The organism is Gimesia chilikensis (genome assembly GCF_007744075.1).
Lineage (GTDB): Bacteria > Planctomycetota > Planctomycetia > Planctomycetales > Planctomycetaceae > Gimesia > Gimesia chilikensis_A.
The window spans coordinates 6330849-6350984 of the sequence record NZ_CP036266.1 but is presented as its reverse complement, the minus strand read 5'-3'; the positions used below and the strand labels follow the sequence as shown (position 1 = coordinate 6350984).

The 20136-nt window shown below is 51.9% G+C and carries 20 protein-coding genes; 10 read left to right on the top strand and 10 right to left on the bottom strand.

The window, feature by feature from the left end; translation table 11 throughout:
- Positions 1-16: 16 nt before the first annotated feature.
- The 6 genes from HG66A1_RS23870 to HG66A1_RS23845 are packed head-to-tail and all read left to right on the top strand — an operon-like array spanning position 17 to position 4453.
- Positions 17-853 carry a hypothetical protein gene (locus tag HG66A1_RS23870; RefSeq protein WP_145190050.1) on the top strand — a complete coding sequence of 279 codons (837 nt, stop codon included), beginning with the start codon at positions 17-19 and terminating at the stop codon, positions 851-853.
- A complete protein-coding gene (locus tag HG66A1_RS23865) occupies positions 850-1692 on the top strand; it encodes a hypothetical protein (protein WP_145190047.1) in 843 nt (280 codons plus the stop codon). The genes HG66A1_RS23870 and HG66A1_RS23865 overlap by 4 nt, the downstream gene beginning before the upstream one ends.
- Positions 1689-2183, top strand: a complete 495-nt coding sequence (locus tag HG66A1_RS23860) for a hypothetical protein (RefSeq protein WP_145190044.1) — start codon at positions 1689-1691, stop codon at positions 2181-2183. Before HG66A1_RS23865 ends, HG66A1_RS23860 begins: the two co-directional genes overlap by 4 nt.
- 44 nt (positions 2184-2227) lie before the next feature.
- Positions 2228-2698, top strand: coding sequence for a hypothetical protein (locus HG66A1_RS23855; protein WP_145190041.1), 471 nt, complete (start codon positions 2228-2230; stop codon positions 2696-2698).
- Positions 2699-2722: 24 nt separating this feature from the next.
- Positions 2723-3529, top strand: a complete 807-nt coding sequence (locus HG66A1_RS23850) for a tetratricopeptide repeat protein (protein ID WP_145190038.1) — start codon at positions 2723-2725, stop codon at positions 3527-3529.
- 54 nt (positions 3530-3583) lie between these two features.
- Positions 3584-4453, top strand: coding sequence for a hypothetical protein (locus HG66A1_RS23845; protein ID WP_145190035.1), 870 nt, complete (start codon positions 3584-3586; stop codon positions 4451-4453).
- Positions 4454-4659: 206 nt separating this feature from the next.
- On the opposite strand, the gene HG66A1_RS23840 is transcribed toward HG66A1_RS23845, so the two are convergent.
- Positions 4660-5295 (bottom strand): DUF1559 domain-containing protein, encoded by a 636-nt coding sequence (locus tag HG66A1_RS23840; RefSeq protein ID WP_197996769.1) that lies wholly within the window; start codon positions 5293-5295, stop codon positions 4660-4662.
- 356 nt (positions 5296-5651) lie between these two features.
- Here HG66A1_RS23840 and HG66A1_RS23835 point away from each other — a divergent pair, with 356 nt between their 5' ends.
- Both HG66A1_RS23835 and HG66A1_RS23830 read left to right on the top strand, forming a co-directional pair.
- Positions 5652-6395 carry an SDR family oxidoreductase gene (locus tag HG66A1_RS23835; RefSeq protein WP_145190029.1) on the top strand — a complete coding sequence of 248 codons (744 nt, stop codon included), beginning with the start codon at positions 5652-5654 and terminating at the stop codon, positions 6393-6395.
- A gap of 65 nt (positions 6396-6460) precedes the next feature.
- Positions 6461-7018, top strand: a complete 558-nt coding sequence (locus HG66A1_RS23830; RefSeq protein ID WP_145190026.1) for a hypothetical protein — start codon at positions 6461-6463, stop codon at positions 7016-7018.
- 15 nt (positions 7019-7033) lie between these two features.
- Here HG66A1_RS23830 and HG66A1_RS23825 read toward each other — a convergent pair whose 3' ends face one another.
- The 8 genes from HG66A1_RS23825 to asnB all read right to left on the bottom strand — a co-directional run bounded on the left by HG66A1_RS23825 (position 7034) and on the right by asnB (position 16338).
- On the bottom strand, positions 7034-8509 hold the full coding sequence (locus HG66A1_RS23825; RefSeq protein WP_145190023.1) for a sulfatase: 1476 nt from the start codon (positions 8507-8509) through the stop codon (positions 7034-7036).
- Between the two features lie 57 nt (positions 8510-8566).
- Positions 8567-9190, bottom strand: coding sequence for an adenylate kinase family protein (locus tag HG66A1_RS23820; protein ID WP_145190020.1), 624 nt, complete (start codon positions 9188-9190; stop codon positions 8567-8569).
- Between the two features lie 207 nt (positions 9191-9397).
- Positions 9398-10003, bottom strand: coding sequence for a 30S ribosomal protein S4 (gene rpsD, locus HG66A1_RS23815; protein WP_145043061.1), 606 nt, complete (start codon positions 10001-10003; stop codon positions 9398-9400).
- Positions 10004-10301: 298 nt separating this feature from the next.
- Complete coding sequence (locus HG66A1_RS23810) at positions 10302-11351, bottom strand: polysaccharide deacetylase family protein (protein WP_197996768.1); 1050 nt, start codon at positions 11349-11351, stop codon at positions 10302-10304.
- Positions 11352-11394: 43 nt separating this feature from the next.
- Positions 11395-12390 (bottom strand): NAD(+) synthase, encoded by a 996-nt coding sequence (nadE, locus tag HG66A1_RS23805; protein WP_145190014.1) that lies wholly within the window; start codon positions 12388-12390, stop codon positions 11395-11397.
- A 91-nt stretch (positions 12391-12481) separates the two neighbouring features.
- On the bottom strand, positions 12482-14038 hold the full coding sequence (locus tag HG66A1_RS23800; protein ID WP_145190011.1) for a class I adenylate-forming enzyme family protein: 1557 nt from the start codon (positions 14036-14038) through the stop codon (positions 12482-12484).
- Positions 14039-14056: 18 nt separating this feature from the next.
- Positions 14057-14314: an acyl carrier protein gene (locus HG66A1_RS23795; protein ID WP_145190008.1), complete on the bottom strand. Its 258-nt coding sequence runs from the start codon at positions 14312-14314 to the stop codon at positions 14057-14059.
- A gap of 50 nt (positions 14315-14364) precedes the next feature.
- Positions 14365-16338 (bottom strand): asparagine synthase (glutamine-hydrolyzing), encoded by a 1974-nt coding sequence (gene asnB, locus HG66A1_RS23790; RefSeq protein ID WP_145190005.1) that lies wholly within the window; start codon positions 16336-16338, stop codon positions 14365-14367.
- Between the two features lie 481 nt (positions 16339-16819).
- On the opposite strand from asnB, the gene HG66A1_RS23785 reads away from it, so the two are divergent.
- Complete coding sequence (locus HG66A1_RS23785) at positions 16820-18370, top strand: AAA family ATPase (RefSeq protein WP_232106656.1); 1551 nt, start codon at positions 16820-16822, stop codon at positions 18368-18370.
- A 41-nt stretch (positions 18371-18411) separates the two neighbouring features.
- On the opposite strand, the gene HG66A1_RS23780 is transcribed toward HG66A1_RS23785, so the two are convergent.
- On the bottom strand, positions 18412-18729 hold the full coding sequence (locus HG66A1_RS23780) for a hypothetical protein (protein ID WP_145043047.1): 318 nt from the start codon (positions 18727-18729) through the stop codon (positions 18412-18414).
- A 399-nt stretch (positions 18730-19128) separates the two neighbouring features.
- On the opposite strand from HG66A1_RS23780, the gene HG66A1_RS23775 reads away from it, so the two are divergent.
- Positions 19129-20136: a lysylphosphatidylglycerol synthase transmembrane domain-containing protein gene (locus HG66A1_RS23775; RefSeq protein WP_145189999.1), complete on the top strand. Its 1008-nt coding sequence runs from the start codon at positions 19129-19131 to the stop codon at positions 20134-20136.

Below are 20136 nucleotides of genomic sequence, written 5' to 3'. Positions count from 1 at the left end.
CGGAAAGGGGACTTTGATGCAGGAAATGCGATATACTGAAAAACAGATTATGTGTGGCATGTATGTCTGTTGGTGCGATGCGATGGGGACGGAAACTCGCTTTGATGCAGACACTCAGGTATATCAGTACATGAAATCAGAAAACCTCTGGAATGATACTGATCTCGCCGATGTTTTTTATCGCTTTGAACGACAGTTTGGTTTCGAATCTACTCTGGATGAATGGATTCGGGAACTGGAAATCAAGGGACCGTTTACCCTGGAAGAGTGGGAGCGGGATGTGGCTCCCCGGTTCACTTTCGGTGTCATTGCGCGATATATCCAGAAGAAGGCAATCAATACTGTTTCATTTCAACCTGTGACAGTGATGAATCGCGAGTGTGGTCCCGCTGGCGTTTTTTATGGTCTCCAGCAGGTAGCGACATCAACAGCGGAAGCCTGGCGTGCCCCATGCCGTTTTGCACCGAGTACCAGGATACTCGGGGTCTTGCGAGGTTCGCGTCTGGATCGATTCTGGGATGAATTGCACTGGAGAACCGAACAGAAGGTTCCGCAAATATCACGAACCTGGGATGTTCTGATTGCTGCCGGTTGCCTGGTAGCAGGGGGGGCAACTCTGATTGCTATACCTTCCTCTTTTGCGACAGGCAATGCTGTCTACGCGGCCGCATTATTCGTGTATCTGCTTGCGTTCTGGATCCTGTCTTCCGCTTATCAATACTATTCCGATCCCTTGCCACCAGAACTACAGACGTTCCGCGATCTGGCACTGTTCATTGCTGATCTCGATTGCGATGCGGTGCGACCTCTTCAGACGGATCTGCTTTGTAAGGGTGAAGAGGAGTCTTCATGAATGAGACTCGTTATTCCGAAACGCAGATACTGTGTGGCATGCAGGAGTTATGGGAACGGCACCAGACGCAGTGGTTCTTTCTGCCCCGTTATACGCCCTTCCAGCCCGATGATCGGATTGATGTGCATCAGAAATCCGGAATACCGAGGTGGGCCGGGGAAGAGATCAATTTTAGTGACTTGGTCGACTTGTACAAAAGTCTGCAATCCTGCTTTCGATTTGAATGTACGCGCCAGGAATGGTCCGATTATTTCAGGCTGGATGTCTGCCGGGATGATTTTGAGGCGTGGGAGCGGTTGCATGCAGCCGACTTTACTTATCGTCGGGTCGCACAGTTAATCGCGGCGCGTGCGACGGCGATATCTTTTGAGCCGGTCAATGTCATCGGGCAGGAGTGCGGTCCTGCGGGGGCGTTTCACGGGATCCAGGAACTGGTACGCGAGGTTAAAAAGCGTCCTCGGGATTTTGGACCAGGCACCCGGATTCGGGACGTGCTGACGGGGAACGCGTTCGCTTTATTCTGGTTGAAAGTGCGCTGGATCACAAAGCAACGTGCGCCGGATCTCGCGCAATTCGATCACAGGCTGGGGAGACGAGTACTTTGCTTGATGCTGGCCTATGTGTCGTTCATGGGAGCCATTCTGTTCTCGTTACAGGTCGATCCATCCTGCTACTACTTTAGTGCTTTCACTTTGATTCCTCTGACAGGCCTGGTCGGTTGGCTGATGGAGCGACGATCGAATCCACTTCCACCCGAATTACAGACATTTCGTGATCTGGCGGTGTGGATGGCAGGGTTGGACGACAAGCAATTGCTGGTGGAAGGAGTGAGAAAATGAGTCAGTCTGCTATCTGTCGTATCCTGCTGTTGATGTCTGCACTGGCTGTGATCTCCAGCAGTAGCGGAGAGCGCCTGGCAAGGGCATCTGTAACACAGTCACCGGATCCATATTGGAGACAAACCCTCTTTCGAGGAGATGAACCGCTACATAATATTCCAGAAGTGATCTCCCGCAGGTGTGAAGGGGATCTGATCTGGGTGAAGGTTCGCAATTCGGGAAATACAGTTCTGCGCTATACCTCAGTGGGGCGCAGTGGAATTCAACTGTTTCAGGAAACCGATCTGTCGGGGCGCTGGCAGGCGGCCAACTGGGACTGGTGTGGTATGGGGAAAAAGTCCGTTCTATTAAAACCGGGTGAGACGGTTGAACTGAAAGTGGATTTCTGGGAACAGGGAATTCGGGAACGAATGCTGGGGCATTTCAGAGATGAGGATTATCTGCATTCAGCGATGATCGTTCTGGCGACTGAGAGTGGGGGATTTGACTAATGTATCATCAACTAGTTCAGTGGAATGCAATCAGGTGCCTCCTGTTGCTGTTGTTTTCATTCAGTCCCATTTCGAACGTTCCAGCAGAGGACAAGCGGGTTCGCTTAACGATTCCGCCTGATCAACTGCCGGATCCAGCCTGGCGGAGGACTCAATTTGAAGAGATGGTGCCTTTGAAAAATCGTCCTGTCATTATTTCCCGCAATCAGGTTAAAGATGAGGTCTTCGTCGTTGTGAGGAATACTGGGGAATCGACCTTAATCTATCACTCAGCAGGACCGGAATACATCCAGTCATATCAGGAAGTGTTTCGGCGAGGACTCTGGCGAAAAGCAAACTGGGACTGGTGTGGTTTAGGAAAAAAAGACTTTTCTCTCTTACCTGGAGCATCTGTGACATTAAAAGTCCGCTTCGAAGATGATGAGAGAGGCGAACGGATACTGGGGGCATTTCGTGAGGCAGGGACAAATCGAGAGGGACTAATCGTACTGGCAACCAAAGGACTGATCTGGTAATTCCCTTTTAGAAAGACTGGCTGCATGGCAAGTGAAGTCGAAATAGAGGACGTGACCAAAGTTGAAGCGGCTCTGGAAGCTTTGACGGCGGGTAAGCTGCAACAGGGGGAGCGGCTGCTTCAGGAGGTGATTGCCAATACGCCGGAGACCTATGAAAATGAAGAGGCAGACGGGGAAGGGGTGGCGATCAAGTTCTGGAGCATGAATGAGTTCATGCAATACGTGAGCTGGATGCAGGACCAAGGAACCGAGCGGGCGGTGAAGTGGATCGGGAATGCCTATCCGCGGGCTTATTACTACCTGGGGTTCCTGTGTGTGAAACAGCAGCAGTATGCCCAGGCTGTAGAGTATCTCGACAAGGGCCGCAGCCTGGAGCCGGAGAATCCGAAGTTTCTGTTCGAGAAGGCGCAGGCGCTGATTCACCTGGGGAATAAAGAGGGGGCCCTCGCATTGTATGATCAGGTGGTGGAGACCGGACCGCATGTCAGTCAGGCTGAACTGGCAATGGCACGTCGCGGTCGGGGATTCGTATTGATCGAAATGGGAAAACTGGATGATGCGGAAGCCGCCTTTCATGCTTCGCTGGAACTGGACCCTGAAAGTGAAATCGCACTCAGCGAGTTGAAGTATATCGCGCATCTGCGTCAGGGCGGACCGATGGTAGAAGACTTCGAATCGGTCGAGACGACGGGCCCCGATCTGTCGAGCTGCGCCATCTGTGGGAAGGACTACGAACAGGGAGTGATGATTACCGTAGAAGGCCGGCCACTGACGATCTGCAAACGCTGTGAACGCCGGCTGACAAAGAAGTGGTGGCAGTTCTGGAAGTGAAGAAGGACAGGGTTTCGGTGTATCATCAAGATGATTGTTTAGGGAAAGTTACCGATGCGCGCTGATTCTTCTCGTAAGCAGTTCAACATTCTTTTAGTATCAGTTGGACTGTTTCTGATTCTCGTGGGGATAATGGTTTTAATAATACTCTGGCTGGCGTCACTCCCTAAAGAAAGCGATTTTCATTTTGATCTGGGGCAGGGGCGGTCCCTGGATATCTACTGTGAGGGTGAATTCTTTTATGAACCACCGGGATATGTCTCATTTCAAATCACAGAAAATGGAAGCATTGTGGTGCCTGAACGAGACTTTAGTGGGATTGGATCACAAAGGGTCCCGTCAGGCCGGCTGGAGGTGCTTTCAACCCGGGATGGTGAGACGATTGCCTTCAGGCGAAATTTTAATGTAATGATCATGCATGATTTCAAGACGAATCGGACCTGGCCTGATGAGAATGGCAAAGTGAAATGGAATGAGTACCTGTTGGCGATTGAACTGCTGCAACGATTTAAAACAGAAGGACAGGACCTGTATTCTGATTTGATTGATCATTTTCTGAACATCGCTCTTAGCTCTCCGGATAAGAAACTGGTCGTGAATCAGGTCTGGAATGCACAAGGAGATCAGGCAGAATTACGCGTACGCGTCTACGACTATGAGAAGCGAGAGTCACAGTTGCTTCTGCCTCAAGAGATAATAACCGTCCCCCTGTCGCAGGATTTCGACTGGCGTTCTGGATGGGGAGCCGGCTGGATCAGCAAGAACCGTTTTGGGGTTTGGGTGGCTGGCGCGGGTGTGCGTGTCTGGGAATTCTCTGATGAAGGTGCGGGCAAAGAACTACCGTCCCCATTAGATGTTGAACTGATTGAGGAAGTGAAATCTTTCCCTGCTCCCGTACTCGAATCAAAAAGTTTTAGACTCTAGATCGCGTTTCTTAGTTCGGATGTTAAAAACCAAACTCGTTTCAACCGGGGCTGATGCCCTGCGGCTCATTTTGTTCTGTTGTTGAAATCCTGAAAACAAGAGTAAGCGCATACCCTCGGCTACAGTGAATACTTACTTGAACGAGGCTTTCGAGCTCAGGATCATGTTAAATACTCTTAAATAACGCTACCTCGCATCTGAAAATTTTAGTGCTCGTGATCCCATTTGGGGATTGGTTCACCACCGGCAGGTGTGCTGAGGGCCTTGAGAACCCCGGGGTCGATATTCTGATCGATGAAACGGACATGTCCATCTGCGAACAGAAGAAAAGCTCCTTTTTTGTCTGGACTCCCAAAACAATCGGGGCAGCCATTTAGTCCCCGGGCTGGGTCACGAACATTCGTAGCTGATCCCCAGGCTGGAAAGCGGGAGTTGATTTCGCCAATCATGATCGTATTGGACAGGCCATCTGCGGTCTGGATTGTTTCGGCTCTGATGCTTTGATCGACAGGAAACAGATGCGAATTGGCACTGAAATGAGATAAACCATATCCCTCGGTATTTTTCTTTGGTCCATTCGGAAGATGAGGGTTCAGGAAGAGTGGGATTACAATTGAAAATATTTTTTTGTTTTCCGGTGCATTCCAGGGACGGGAATCATCAATCTCTCGCGCCATGGCGGATTCGTTTATGTAAGGCAGCAGGCTCGTCATCCATCCATGCAGAGGTTGGTTCTGCTGATCCGTAGTCCCGCCTATTGGTAAATGTTGATTGGATACGTCGCTATATAATTCGAGCGCCATACCGAGCATACGCAGATTACCCCTGTGGTTGGCACGCATTTCACGTTCCTGTTTCACAGCAGGATACAACAGGGCAATCATGCCTCCGACGATCAGGAACACGATTAAGGCCTGAATTGAGAATGGCAGCGTTTTCTTCGTTGATTCACTTGTCGGCGATGGACTCAATTGAGAATTCCTGTCTAGGACACTCTTTCAATCTATTATTTTCTTCATGTAAACTTATCATAACTTCCTGAATCTCATAGATACAGGGCGTATCGGAAGTCCCGGTTGTCAGTTGAGATTCAAGTCTTGTCTCAGCGAAGCCGTGACGTAGAATGCGGGTGACGCTCCTGGACGACTGCTGGTGATGCCAGTGGGAGGAATTTCTGTTTTATAAAAAGGTATCTGAGATGGGCTATGAGATCAGTGGTCAGGTGGGACTGGTAACCGGTGCGAATCGGGGGATAGGGAAAGCGATTCTGGAAGCATTACTGAAGGCTGGAGCGGCGAAAGTCTATGCTGCGGTGCGTGATCCGGCTTCGGTTTCCGGGTTGACCGAGGCATATGGGGATAAGGTGGTTCCCCTGGAGCTGGATCTGACGAAACCGGAAACGATCAAGACTGCGGCCCAGACTGCCAGTGATGTCTCGCTGGTCGTGAATAATGCGGGGGTGTTGAAAACGGCTTCCGCTCTGTCTGAGAATGCACTGGATTCACTTGAATTCGAAATGAATGCCAACGTTTACGGTTTGATCCGTGTCGCACAGGCATTCGCTCCGGTACTGAAAGCCAATGGGGGCGGCGCGCTGGTGCAGCTGAATTCCGTAGCATCCATAAAAACATTTCCTGAATTCACGACTTACTGTGCCTCCAAGGCTGCTGCGTATGCGGTTACTCAGGGTTTGAAAGATCAGTTGAAGGAGCAGGGGACCCTGGTCGTCAGCGTGCATCCGGGACCGATCGCCACGGATATGGGGCATACTGCCGGCTTTGATGAAATCGCTGAGCCTCCGGAACTGGTGGCCGATGGAGTGGTTGCTGCTTTACAAGCTGGTGAGTTTCATGTCTTTCCTGATTCGCTGGCGAAAGAGATGGGAGCTGCTTACGAGAGCTTCGCGAAAAATGTGATTGAAGCCGAGATGTCTGAAAATTAAGATTTCTCTTAGTTAATTCAAGTGTCATCTTGGTGACATATCTTTATCGATTGCGGAACTGATTTTTGGCCATCATCTTTGATCTTTACGTCGAGTGCCACACGCCGGAAGAACTAGGGGAGATCAAGTCCCATTTCGAAGGGCTCACCTTTGAGCTACAGACGGGTAAAACGACCCACTGGCAGTTTTCGCCAGAAGATATTGAGGGCGTGTATGCCTGCAGCTTATGGTCTCGGCAATTAAGTGACTGTGCAGTGAGAACGGTCACAGATGCAATTGAATGTACAGAGGCTGGGGTGAGGCTCTATCGTCATTTGCAGCAGGGACCTGATTTTCAGTTTGCACGTGTGGCCTGGGAGGCCACTTTTATTGGTGGATGGGAACTGGAAGACTGGCTGGAACCGTTGGGAGATCCGGGAGAGAGTAGGCTGGGGCTTGAATGCGTCTTCACTGAAGCACGCTATGAGCAACTGGGGAGACCAAAGTATTGCAAAGCGTTTCGGCCCGGCTATGTCTGGACCGGTTATCGGGGTGAGGTGTATCGTCCATTGTGGAGCAGCGATCAGAAAGAGCTGACCGATCTCTATCGAGAGTATTTTCCTCACGCCAAAGATCTGAAATGATCTCTGGAACTATCTTCAATCAACCCGGCCGGGCTGGCGGTTGTTTTTGCCTTTGCGTCTTGTGCCGGAGTCGCCGAGGTCTTCGCGGGCCTGTTCTCCCAGAGCAGTGAGGCGTTTGACGACTTCAGGATGCTGATCAGCGACGTTTTTACTTTCGCTGATGTCGTCTGCCAGGTTATAGAGGGCCAGGCCGGTTTTCTTCTGAATGTAGGGGCCGGGCGTACCGCCGGATCCGGGTTTGTCTTTGAGGCTGCGATAGGGATGCGGGAAGTGCAGTTTCCATTTGCCGCTGCGAACTGCATTCAGGTGATCGCCCCAGTAGAAGTAGAGTACCTCGTGAGGTGATTTGGCTCCTGATTCTCCGCTCATCAGGGGCCAGATGTTTTTGCCGTCGATGATGCGGTCTTGAGGCACCTTGCCGCCGGAGAGGTAGGCGATAGTGGGCAGAAGATCGATGGTCATCGCCATTTCGTGACAGACGGTGCCTGCCGATATCTGTCCGGGCCAGGCCATGATGCAGGGTTCGCGTTGGCCCCCATCCCAGGCGGTGCCTTTACCTTCCCGCAGGGGGAGCGCCGAGCCGGCGTGGTCTCCATAGGAGAGCCAGGGACCGTTATCGGAGGTGAAGATCACCAGGGTGTTTTCAGCGATGCCGTTTTCTTTGAGTGCCTGACGGATCTGACCGACGGACCAGTCGATTTCCATGATCACGTCGCCATACAGGCCCTGCTCTGATTTGCCCTTGAACTTGTCGCTGACATACAGAGGCACATGAGGCATGGACTGTGGGACATACAGGAAGAAGGGCTGATCATGGTGTTTGTTGATAAACGAGACGGCTCGTTCCGTGTACCAGGTCGTGAGCTGAGCCTGTTCTTTGCCGGTCACTTTGGGATTGATGACGGTTTCATTTTCGATCAGGGGCAGGTCAGGGAACCGCTTTCCCGCTGTCGGGTGGAACGGCCACATATCGTTTGAGTAGGGGAGTCCGAAATACTCGTCGAAGCCGTGGCGGGTCGGCAGGAATTCGGGGAGATGTCCCAGGTGCCATTTGCCGTAGATTGCGGTGGCGTAGCCTTGTGGCTTGACGACTTCCGCGATTGTGGTTTCTTCTGAGTTGATGCCGATCTTGGACTGTGGTCCCAGTGCGCCGCGAATGCCGACGCGATTGGGATAACATCCGGTGAGCAGGGCAACCCGTGAGGCGGAACAGACGGCCTGGGCAGCGTAGAAGTCGGTAAAGCGAACTCCCTCCTGGGCCATCTGGTCAAGATTGGGAGTTTTAATGTTCGGGGAGCCGAAGACGCCGACATCCTGGTAGCCCTGATCGTCGGTAAAGATGATCACAAAGTTCGGATGCTGGCGGGCCGGCCGCGCCTGTGCTTTTGCGGGCGACAGGCTCAGTAATGTGATCAGGCAGAGCAGCAGGGCCCAGCCGGTATTTGAGAGTTTCGTTCGCAGTAAAGAAAAACCCCAGTTCAAACCGGCCATGAGCGCGCCTTTCTGTCTAATCTGATTTATTTACTGGCGGGTACGATTCTTTCTGACTCAGGAAGTGTGTTCACCCCGGAAGTGAGCATCCTGCACGGGGACGAGCTGTTCAAGGCAGGCGAATAAGACGCCCGCAGGAGAGCCGATCGCATCAATGTGTGCGACGATATCCTGTGGATAACAGCTGAGAACCTGTGCTGATTCTTCACGATAGACTTCGAAGCGACGACGGATGACACTCTCGTTGGCATCGTCGGCCCGGTTCTCGCGGATCGCGCGGTGCCGGATGCGGTGGATCATCTCTTCTTCATCACTACAGGTTAAGTGGAGCACCTTGAGTACATCGATGTATTGTTCCAGGATTTTCGCCTGTTCCACATTTCGAGGAATTCCATCCAGGATGAGGATGTCTTTACGAGGCTTATACATGGAGAGGGTAGCCCGGGCATCGAGTCCCTGTTTCCAGATGCGGATACTGAGTTCATCAGGAACCAGTTCGCCGCGCGAACTGTATTTATAAATTTCCTGACCTTCGGGAGACTCGATATCGATCGAGCGAAAGACGTCTCCACTGGAGAGATGGAAAAAGCCCGGGATCTGACCTAAAATTCTCCCCTGAGTTCCTTTACCAACTCCAGGAGCACCAAACAACAGGACGGCTTTTCGACGGTCCGTTGCCATAGTTATGCCTCTCTCTCTCAAGGCCGTAGAAGGTCGTTGCGATCACGGCGGGTAGTACATCAAGTATTAAAACAATTCTGTTAATCACAATAACGTGTTCCAACAGAATTCTCACCCCTGAAGGGGATTTTATAACGAATGTAAATAAAAACACTCCGAAAAACCAGAACGATTTTTCGGAGTGTTGAATTGTACGAGAATTGATCTTTAGCGAGAGATCAACGCCACGACCTGACCCACGTCAACCGGCAGGCTGACATCTTCTGAACCAGGAGCTGTGACAACGGTTGCTGCCAGCTCTTTTTTGTCCAGAGACAACCAGGCACATCCGGGGCGACCGGATTCAACCAGTTCGCCGTAGAGTTTCTTCAGGTTGGGACGGTTGCGGACGGTAATGACATCACCTGGTTTGACCCAGATAGAAGGCTTGTTAACCGTCTGGCCGTTCAACTGGAAGTGTGAGTGAACGATACCCTGACGCGCCTGCGGACGAGTCTGAGCAAATCCAGCCCGACAGACAACATTGTCGAGACGACGCTCGCAGAGGATTAGCAGAGCTTCCCCGGTGTTGCCTTTGGTCCGTTTGGCTTTGTCGAAGTACCGACGCAGCTGACGTTCACGCAGACCGTAGTAGAATTTGATCTTCTGCTTTTCGATTAATGCGAGACCGTAGTTTGAGGGCTTCCGCCGACGCTGTGACATTCCCGGCGGCATGCTCCGCTGGTCCAGTGCACGTGTTGCACCTGCGTCTTCGAAAACCAAAGCTCCTAAACGGCGGTTAACCCGTCCTTTTGGTCCTGTGTAACGACCCATTCAGTCTTTCTCCCACATTAATCATCAGCTGCCGCTTGGTTCCAGTAACACACGGCAAAGAAATATTATTAGGGTTTGATCGAAATAAACTATTCCTGTATAACAGCTTAGCGGCTGAGTATCAGGTAAATCAAACCAGATAGAGCAGTTGATATTGTGGGAAACAGCACGTAGTCGCGCGTACCACAACCTGCAAAGCGGTCCGTTGTTATCGCAAATTCTCAGGGAATCGTCAACCAACTGGGGAGACGGATCACAAATTCTGAGAAAATATCAGAAACAGTCCCCCTGAGTCGAATTATTCGGCTGAGACTGCAGGATTGGTGTCTGTGTTAGTGTACACCTTCTTCTGGCTGAAGACCTGCGGGAAAGAGACCGACGACCGGAACAGGGCCGCGGGATTTTCGGATTCAATGGCGATGCGAGGCAGGTCCCAGGGATCATGCTCACCCAGGGACGAGTAACCGCCGTAATAGCTGAATCCCCAGCGATATCCGGATTCCTCCAGACAGTTGCGCGTGAGCTGGTCAAACGAATTTTGGGCACCCACGGGATAACTGAAAGCTGAGATCGACTGATTGAGTTCAGTTTCGATGCGGTGCTTGCAGTGTTGGACTTCGAATTTTTGAGTTTCCTCCGGGTGATTCGCCAGGATCGGGTGATTGACGGTATGACCGCCGATATCCATGCCCGCTTCACTCATTTCGCGGATCATGTCCCAGTCCATCCAGACCCGATCTGCGATTTCTGCGGGACAGCGACCGGTGCCGGTCGCGTCTGCGAGGGCAGTCATAAAGTCCTCTGTCTGTTCCCCGGACAGCCCCTTGTAGATCTGTAAGAGTATTTTAATCGTCTGACTTTGCTGAGCAGGTTCCAGAGAGAGTTGCTGCTCACTCCAGGGGGCCAGTTTCAAATTACTCTGTGACGAGCTGCGCACCATCCAGGAGATTTCGTCCCACCAGGCGATCTTGCGCTCGTCCAGAAAGCCGGTGGTCAGGAAAAACGTGGCTGGTGAATTGTAGGCACGGAGCAGGGGAAAGGCCCATTCATAATTATCGAGGTATCCATCATCGAATGTGATGAGGACGTATCGTCCCCGCGGGCTTTTCCAGATATGGTCCAGATCCTGAATGCGGATCAGATCGAAATTCAGAGTCAGGAATCGCAGTTGTTGTTCAAAATCTTCTGCAGATGCACTCCAGAGATCGTGATCGAACAGTGAGTTCTGCCTGTCTCCAATTCGATGGTAATTCAGAACAACCAGACCATTCCAGACGGGCGTATTCCGCGCGAGCAGATTCATTCCTGTCCAGTCGAGCGCTCTGGCCAGCAGTTCTTTTTTACTCATACCCCATATCCTTTCCATCACAGTTGCCTCTCCAGCAACGGTCTCAGTTAGCGACACGTTCAATCAATTGTGGTGACATGTGCAGGTAATGACCTGCTTTGCGTTTTGATTCGATGTCGCTGTAAACCAGTGCAACCTGTTCAGCGGGCAGTCCGATGCCTTCCGCCACTTCAGCTGCGGAATAACCGTGGTTTAAGCCATACAGGCAGCAGTCCAGTTTGTCGTAAGAGACGGCAAAGAAGAATTCTTCCTGGGACTGTTCCAGAGAGTAGGTGTCTGTAGTCGGAGGACGCATCTGAATCAGTTCCGGAACATTCAGGTAAGCTGCCAGCTGATAGACCTGCGTCTTGTAAAGGTGCGCGATCGGTTTCAGGTCTGCAGCACCATCGCCGTTTTTGACGAAGAAGCCCTGGTCGTATTCGAGGCGATTCGGTGTACCCGGTACTGCGTAGTTCAGACGGTCTGCGTGATAGTATTCCATCATTTTTCGACAGCGCTGTTTGAAGTTCGTTGCTGCGACAATGGTCTGATAGGCCGAGAGAGGGAGTCGTTTCTTGATCAGTTCCCCGTCCGGAGTCTGCACAACTACGGAAAAGACGCGGTAGCCCCCTTCCTGGAGCAGGTTGGGCAGCACGATTTTGGATTTCCAGTGAGGTTCGTAATCCGGGATGACCTTTTTGATGGCAGCATCACGGCGTTCGTAACAGCCCGCTCCCTGCAGCATGGGGGAGATGTTTTCGACGAGTGACTCGACATGGTAATGATCGGCGAGTAACTGGCCGTAGATCAGGCTTTCGTCTTTTGTGTCGTGTTCGGGCATCATGATCCCCAGCACCCGGTCAGAACCGAAGGCGTGGACACAAAGTGCGGTCACGACGCTGCTGTCGATCCCTCCGGAGAGACCCAGGACGGCGCCTTTCTTACGCATATCCTTGCGGACAGTTTCCTGCATCCAGCGGACAATGCGTTCGGTTTCTGCAGCACAATCGAGATCTAACAAAGCAGGACTGAAAGTACGGGTGGAAGTTGTGGTCGACATTTATGGTTCTCCTGTTGCCCACTGAGAACGATTCAGCAGGCGTTGGTAATAAGTATGTATTGTGTATGAAATCGCTTTGTGGATCGCCGTATCAGGGCAGAGCCAGCTGTTTTTTATCGACTTTGCCGTTGGGTGATTTCGGAAGCTCATCACGGAATTCCACTTTCTGTGGAACCATGAAATCTTCCAGGTGCTTGCGACAGTAGGAAAGGACCTCTTTTTCGGTCAGTTCCTCTCCGGGCATCAGAGTCACGATGGCACGGATTGACTGTCCCAGGACCGGATCGGGATCACCCACGATGGCGGCTTCCGAAATTGCCGGATGGGCAAACAGAACATTTTCCACTTCCCTGGGGCTGACTTTTTCACCGCGACTTTTAATGATGTCATCCCGTCGGCCTACGAAGTACAGGTAGCCTGCGCGGTCCATGCGGAACAGATCGCCGGTATACAGGAACATTTCTCCCGGCAGTTCTCCCGCTTTCAGACGTTCGGCGGTACGTTCGGGGGCTTCCCAGTAACCTTTCATAACATTGGCACCACGCACTACCAGTTCGCCGACATGTTCGGGTGGCAGGCGATGACCTTCGTCGTCGACGATGAAGACTTCCGTGTCCGGCATGGCGATACCCACCGAACCGGTTCTGGTATCGACCTGATCGAGGGGCAGGTACGAAACCCGCTTGCACTCGGTCAGACCGTACATTGAGAAGATCTGCAGGTGAGGCAGCCGTTTGCGGAATGTCAGGATATGCTCTGTGGGCAGCGCGGCACCGGTGTTGGTGATATAGCGCAGCTGCGAGAAGTCATACTTGGAGAGATCCATTTTCAGCAGAATGGCAGACATCGTCGGGACCAGCGGAAATCCGGTCACTTTTTCATCAATGATCTTCTGCAGCACTGCATGTGGATAGGTAAACGATTTTTCAAGAACCAGTGTCGCACCGACGCGGAATGCCATCAGCAGCTGATACAGACCGTAGTCGAACGACAGGGGGAGTACATTGAGGATGATGTCTTCGGGGACATTCATCAGGTAGGTGGTAATGGAGCGTGCGGCTGAAGTCATGTTTAAATGAGTCAGCATGACCCCCTTGGGATTTCCGGTTGAGCCTGAGGTGTAGACCAGGGCCGCCAGATCGATACTGATCGTCTGGATGTGTGGCGGGGTATTCTGGTCCGCGAAATCAGACTGCAGTTGATCCCACTCTGCGAAGCGGGGCATCTGCAGGTCGGTCTGCTCCGGATGTCCGGTGGCAGGACCCACGGTCACCACGGTTTTCAGGTGTGGCAGCAGATCGGAATGTTCGAGGATCGAGGTCCGTTTCTTCCCGGGGATGATCAGTACGCTGGCCCGGCAGTTGTTGAGCACGTAGGTCAGCTTATCGATTTTCGTAGTGGGATTGACCATTACGAACACACCACCCGCTTTGATGGTCGCAAAGATCGCGACGACGGCTTCGAGTGAGTTATCCAGATGGATGGCCACCCGGTCTCCTCTTTGCAGCCCCCGTTCCAGCAGGGCATGTGCCAGCCGGTTGCTCTGCTGTTCCAGTTCCCGGTAGGTGTACCGCGACTGATTGATGATCAAGGCGACTTTGTCAGGATGATGACTGGCGCTCTGTTCCAGAAATGATTGTAGTAACAACAGCCCGCTCCTTTGAAATTAGGCCAGTTCTTTGATTTTGGAGTCGATGAAATCAATCAGACGATTGATGGAGTCCAGGTTTTCCGGGACAAGTTCATCGTCATCGACTTCAACGTGATACTGGTCTTCGATAAAGGCAACCAGTTCGAGCACGCCGGTGGAATCGATGATGCCTGTTTCCAGGAATGAGTCGTCGTTCTGCAAAGATTCCGGATCTTCCCCGAACAGGAAGTTTTCGGCGACAAAGTTACGGACCTCTGATTGAATGGGATTCATGTTATTAACCTCTTAGTTGTACTGAGTGGAGATGTTATTAAGGGATTGTGTTAACTCGTAATGGTGGCGGGAGCTGTTGTTTCTTTTCCGGCTGTGACTGTCTGGCCGTTGATCATCTGTTCGACCAGAATCTGGGTCGAAAGAATTCCGACCAGAGCCATGTTGTCTCGCGTGCCGATGGCGCGTCCCTGTTCCATCTTTTTGACCAGTCGCTGGACTGCGGTGGGCTGGAACAGTCCATGCGCCTCCAGGCGTTCCGGTGACAGCAGTTCGTTGACATAAGCAAACCGTGCCCGCTGGCTGTTTGAGTCGATGAAGCTGTGAGCGTCCGGAGCACGATACGGTTGTTTGGGACGTTGGCGAATGCTGTCGGGAATCAGGTCTCTCAAGGCGTATTTCAGCAGGAATTTTTCGTTGAGACCGTTCATCTTGAAGCGTACGGGAATGCGGGAAGCGAACTCGACCACCCGGTAATCCAGGAACGGGAACCGACCTTCGACTGAATTGCCCATCGCCATCCGGTCTCCCTGGGAAGACAGAATATAACCGGGCATCAGATTGATGGCCTCCAGGTACTGTGCCTGACAGAAGGAGGGCCACTCCGAAAACTGAGCGGGCAGTTGTTGCTGGAACTCAGCCTGTGGATCCTGTGCTTGCAGTTCCTGTTTGAGGTCATCGCTGAAGAATGTTTTGAGTTTGGCTGTCAGGTCCCAGCGCGGGAGATGCGAGAAGAAGGGGCTGTCGAGTTCATCTTCACGAATCTTGAAGAACGCCTTCAGGTAGTCGGGGGACTGGGCCTGCAGATTTTTCATGTAAGGGTAGAGACGCTTGAGCAGCAGCGGACGGATTTTGGAATCCGGTTGCCGACTCCAGAAGCGACGGATTTTTGTTTCTTTAAACAGGTCGTAGCCGCCGAAGACTTCATCAGCGCCCTCTCCCGTCATGACGACTTTGAACTGACTTTCCCGGACCAGTTTCGACAGGAGAAACATGGGGGCAGGTGCTGTGCGTAAAACCGGTTTTTCTGTGTGCTGAATTACCGTCGGGAAGATGCGGCCGATATCGTCGTAAGAGCAGCAGACAGTCTGATGATCTGTGCCCAGTTCGGTGATCATTTCCTGCTGGAACTGGCTTTCGTCAAAATCTTTGTCATTGAAGTTGACCGAGAAGGTGTTCAGCGGGGCGTTGGTGTAATTGCGAATGATGGCTGCTGTGATTGAAGAGTCGAGTCCGCCGCTCAGGTAGGCGCCGACGGACACATCAGCCCGCAACCGGAGCTGGGTGGCGTTGATCAGCAGCGACCGCAGTTCGTCGGCCCAGTCGTCCAGCGATCGGTTGTCTTCGTTGGGTGAATAGTCGAGATTCCAGTATTGCCAGATTTTGACGTTACCGTCTTTCACGATCATGGAATGACCGGGGGGCAGTTCAGAGACACCGGCAAAAAATGTACGGGGAGGCAGAGGAGACCAGAAGGTAAACAGCTGGTTCAATGCTGTGTGATCGACGCGTCGTTCGACATCCGGCAGGGCAAACAGGGCTTTGATTTCTGAGGCAAAGCAGAAGCGACTGGGAGTCTGCGTATAGACCAGCGGGCGGATTCCCATCCGGTCGCGGGACAGAAAGACTTCCTGTTTGCATCGATCATGGATCGCGAAGGCCCACTGTCCATTAAAGTGATGTACGCACTCCGGGCCATATTCGGCGTACATCAGCAGGATGACTTCTGTATCGGAGTGGGTCTGGAACTGGTAACCTTTCTGCTGGAGCTCGGCACGCAGTTCGATGTGGTTGAAAATTTCTCCGTTGAATGTGACGCTGAGCATGCCATCAGGAGTCTGCATGGGCTGCAGACCACCGGCCAGGTCGACAATGCTGAGTCGACTGTGTGCCAGCCCGACTGAATCCGAGACCTGTGTGCCTGAGGCATCAGGACCACGGTGATTCAGAGTCGCAATCATCTTTTTCAGTTCTGCCTGTTCGACGGGGCGTCGATCAGTGCGGATGAAGCCCGCAATTCCACACATAGAAGCATCCAGTTCAAGTAAGAAGAGATGGAAGTTGCCTGTCTGCAAGAGAATACTCTTACAGAGGGAATCTAGGTCGAGGGGGTACCAAGTCAAATTTTCCCTGTGTGTTCGCCTGGCTGTTTAGAAAAATAAACAGGGTATTGACTATTTTGATGATTAACTGGTGCAACTCCTGCGATCGGTCCAGCTGTTGCAGGGAACTTCTGGTCACTGATGAGATGGGGGTGACCAAACCGTGGTGGATCAAGTCAATTTGCCTGAAGCGGGCGATGATCAATCAGAGTTGAAAAACAAATTTGACTCTCACATTACCCGAGCTATGTTTGCGTTGCAGCGTGTGAAAGCAGGTTGCACTTCCTCTCACTTACATCAAAGCGGGCCTGGCCGGAAAAGATACGACCGGATGATGCGGCTTTTCCATTCAACGCATTAGATGGAATGTGAACCGAATATGTCAGCTCATGAAACTACTTCCGACGTGTCCAATCTTCAATCCCATCATGATGAAAAAGAAGCCACGGGGAAAACCGCATCGAATACGGTGAATACCGAAGAGCTTCTGGCCTCTTTGAGCATGCTGGAGCTGGCTGCCGCGGAGGTTTCTGACGATTCGGACTCGTATGCTGAAGACGACGCCGATGGGGTGTCGACCTCTGCACTTCCCGAATTAAGCGAACCCATGCGGGTGATTGGCAAGGATCAGCATCTGAGCCAGTTGTTTAATCGCGTACAGTCCCTGCTGAAAGGGAGTGCCGAAGAATCGCAGGGGAAATTCGTTCCACAGTGTCCGGAAACGCTGGATGATACCGGTTTGACCCAGGATGAAATCGAGAGATTGATCCTCAAGTATCTGCTGGCAAAAGGAACTCAAACGGGACGACAGATCTGCAAGCAGATCAAGTTGCCCTTTGGAATTGTGGACGCCATTCTGAAACGTGCCAAGCAGGATCAACTGGTTGCCTATGGCAGTACTGCCGAGATGGGCGACTATGAATTCATGATTACCGAACTTGGTCGGGAGCGCGCACGACGGTATACGCAGGAGTGTACCTATTTCGGAGCTGCCCCCGTCTGTTTTAAAGACTACCTTAAGGCGATGGAACTGCAGAGCATTGCCAAGCAGGAAGCCACACAATCGGATCTGAAAGAAGCCTTTTCCGATCTGATTATTAATCCCAAGATGCTCGATCGCCTGGGACCTGCCGTCAACTCAGGCCGGGGGATGTTCCTCTTCGGTGAAGCCGGTAACGGGAAGACGAGTATTGCAGAGCGGATAACCAAAGCCTTTGGTTCAACGATCTGGATTCCCCGCTGCCTGGGCATCGATGGAGACATTATTCGGATTTTCGACCCGGGACTGCACGAAGAAGTCGTCCAGGAAGAGACAGGCGAGGGGTTGTTTGACCTGTCCGGCATTGATCAGCGGTGGGTGCAGATTGTGCGTCCTACGGTGATCGCCGGGGGGGAACTCACCATGAAGGAACTGGAAATTACGCAGAACCAGCAGACCAAGATCTGTGAAGCCCCTCTGCAATTGAAGAGTAACTGCGGGACGTTTGTGATCGACGACTTTGGACGTCAGCGAATGCCCGTGGATGAGTTACTCAACCGCTGGATTGTTCCGCTGGAAAAACGGTACGACTTCCTGAACCTGCCCAGCGGGAAAAAGATTCAGGTGCCCTTCGACCAGTTGATTATCTTTTCGACGAACCTGGAGCCGAAGGATCTGGTCGACGCTGCGTTTCTGCGTCGTATTCCTTACAAAATCGAGGCCCTCGATCCCTCCGAGGAGGAATTCCGGGCCTTGTTTGAGTTGATGTCGCCGATCATGGGCTTTCAGTTTGACGAGGAGGCTTACCAGCACCTGGTCGATACGCACTACAAAGCCGTTGATCGACCGTTCCGCGCCTGTCAGCCGCGCGACCTCCTGTTGCAGGTCAAGAACTTCTGCACTTACAAGGAACTGCCGCGCAAACTCAGCGCGGAGGCATTCGACTTTGCTGTCGAAAACTACTTCTCTGTGATGTAAGTCCTCGAACTACCGTTATCCTGGAAAGGATCGCAGCTGTTTCAGGCAGGCCATTCCGTATCACAGCATTCACAACGGAAGCCGACAACCGTAGACGTTCCCGGAATCATCCGGTTCCTGCGGTTGAGCAAGCCGTCTCGCAGTTCCAGTTTTTCAACTGAGGAACTGTTGCATGCCGGGCACTGCTGATTTTGAAACAGGATCCGTGCGCGGTTCAGAACCCAGTCAGTCTGTCGTTCGAACCGAGGCTGACGGTTAAGTGCCCGACGGAATGGCAGAATCGTTGGTTGAGATTCTGTCTGTGTGACGGGGGTTTCGGTGGTAGTTTCTTCGGGGTAATAGATTTTTAAAACGCTCATCCATGAGCTCCTTACGTTCAATCCCTTGATAAAATATTCCTGTAAATCCGAACTGGAATCTTTATGGGGTAGAGTCCCTGCACGCAATTTGAGATTGGGAAAGTATGCCAATACGTGCGAAGAGGAAAGAAGGATAAAATTCTCTTATTAAGTTGGCAAGAGGTTTTAACCTAAAGGTAGGAACATTGTAAAAAATTCCTGCGTCAGCAGTGCGATCTCTGTGAAAATAGATAAACATGGAGTTCTAAATGTGTTGTGGGTACCGCGGCCGCATGGATTCCCCTTTGAAAAATAAAGTTGATGCGATAAAAGATTTTCCGATCTGTTGAAGTATTCTGCTTTGTTCGCTGACTGTGTTTTGGAGAGATTCCCATTAATAAATCAAAACTGATCAAGCTGATGCTGGGTGTCATCGTCACGATTGCCTGCCTGGTGGCGGCACTCTGGGGAGTCAATCTGCAGCAGATTCAGGAGAGTTTCCGCCAGGCAAATTACTGGACGCTGCCCGTGATGCTGGGCTTGCTGTTTCTCTTCTTCTGGTTGAAAGCCTATCGCTGGCGGATGCTGCTGGAACCGGTCCGGAAGTTGAAGATCTCCGAAGTGGCCCCGGCGATGATGATTGGCTTCATGGGGAATAACATTCTGCCTGCGCACCTGGGTGAGTTTTTACGCGTCTATGTCCTTGGGCGGCAGTTTCAGATTCCCAAAACAACCGTTCTCTCAACCGTGGTTCTGGAGCGGTTGTTTGATATTGTGGCGATTCTCTGTTACCTCTGGTGCGGTATTTATTTCGCGCCTGGCCTTTCGAAAGATTATCAGACAGCCAGTCTGTTTCTGGCAGGTATTATGCCTGTGATCATCCTGGTACTGGCCGCGTATCTGATCTGGACGGAAGCAGTGATCCGCCTGTTTCAGAAACTGTTCAGTCTGATTCCCTTTCTGCCTGAAAAACTGACGCACCTCGTGTTGGAAATGATGCGTGCGGGAGCGGAGGGAATGGCTTCAATGAAAAGCGGGCGACTGGCATTTGGGATCATCTGGACCTCATTTGCACAGTGGTTTGTCAATGGTCTGAGTATTCTGGTGGCACTCTGGAGTTTCCAGATCGAGATAACTCCCCTGGCAGCTTTTGTGGTGCTGGGAGTAACTGCATTCGGGGTGACTGTCCCCGCGACGCCTGGTTTTTTCGGAGTGGTTCAGTTCTGTTTCAAGATCAGTCTGCAACCATTTGGCGTGCCTGAAGCGAAAGCATTTGCCGCTTCCATTTACTATCACCTGGTGCAGTATATTCCCGTGACACTGGTAGGCCTGTATTACTCGAATCGGACTGGCCTGAAACTGAGCGATGCCGAGCGGGAAGCGGAGAAGGAACTCGAAGATCTGGAAGGGCAGGACGGCGAACACTAG

Coding starts and splice junctions, on each gene's coding strand:
- HG66A1_RS23870 (WP_145190050.1), top strand. CDS start 17: ATGCAGGAAATGCGATATACTGAAAAACAGATTATGTGTGGCATGTAT.
- HG66A1_RS23865 (WP_145190047.1), top strand. CDS start 850: ATGAATGAGACTCGTTATTCCGAAACGCAGATACTGTGTGGCATGCAG.
- HG66A1_RS23860 (WP_145190044.1), top strand. CDS start 1,689: ATGAGTCAGTCTGCTATCTGTCGTATCCTGCTGTTGATGTCTGCACTG.
- HG66A1_RS23850 (WP_145190038.1), top strand. CDS start 2,723: ATGGCAAGTGAAGTCGAAATAGAGGACGTGACCAAAGTTGAAGCGGCT.
- HG66A1_RS23845 (WP_145190035.1), top strand. CDS start 3,584: ATGCGCGCTGATTCTTCTCGTAAGCAGTTCAACATTCTTTTAGTATCA.
- HG66A1_RS23840 (WP_197996769.1), bottom strand. CDS start 5,295: ATGCGTGCCAACCACAGGGGTAATCTGCGTATGCTCGGTATGGCGCTC.
- HG66A1_RS23835 (WP_145190029.1), top strand. CDS start 5,652: ATGGGCTATGAGATCAGTGGTCAGGTGGGACTGGTAACCGGTGCGAAT.
- HG66A1_RS23825 (WP_145190023.1), bottom strand. CDS start 8,509: ATGGCCGGTTTGAACTGGGGTTTTTCTTTACTGCGAACGAAACTCTCA.
- HG66A1_RS23820 (WP_145190020.1), bottom strand. CDS start 9,190: ATGGCAACGGACCGTCGAAAAGCCGTCCTGTTGTTTGGTGCTCCTGGA.
- rpsD (WP_145043061.1), bottom strand. CDS start 10,003: ATGGGTCGTTACACAGGACCAAAAGGACGGGTTAACCGCCGTTTAGGA.
- HG66A1_RS23810 (WP_197996768.1), bottom strand. CDS start 11,351: ATGAGTAAAAAAGAACTGCTGGCCAGAGCGCTCGACTGGACAGGAATG.
- nadE (WP_145190014.1), bottom strand. CDS start 12,390: ATGTCGACCACAACTTCCACCCGTACTTTCAGTCCTGCTTTGTTAGAT.
- HG66A1_RS23795 (WP_145190008.1), bottom strand. CDS start 14,314: ATGAATCCCATTCAATCAGAGGTCCGTAACTTTGTCGCCGAAAACTTC.
- asnB (WP_145190005.1), bottom strand. CDS start 16,338: ATGTGTGGAATTGCGGGCTTCATCCGCACTGATCGACGCCCCGTCGAA.
- HG66A1_RS23780 (WP_145043047.1), bottom strand. CDS start 18,729: ATGAGCGTTTTAAAAATCTATTACCCCGAAGAAACTACCACCGAAACC.
- HG66A1_RS23775 (WP_145189999.1), top strand. CDS start 19,129: ATGCTGGGTGTCATCGTCACGATTGCCTGCCTGGTGGCGGCACTCTGG.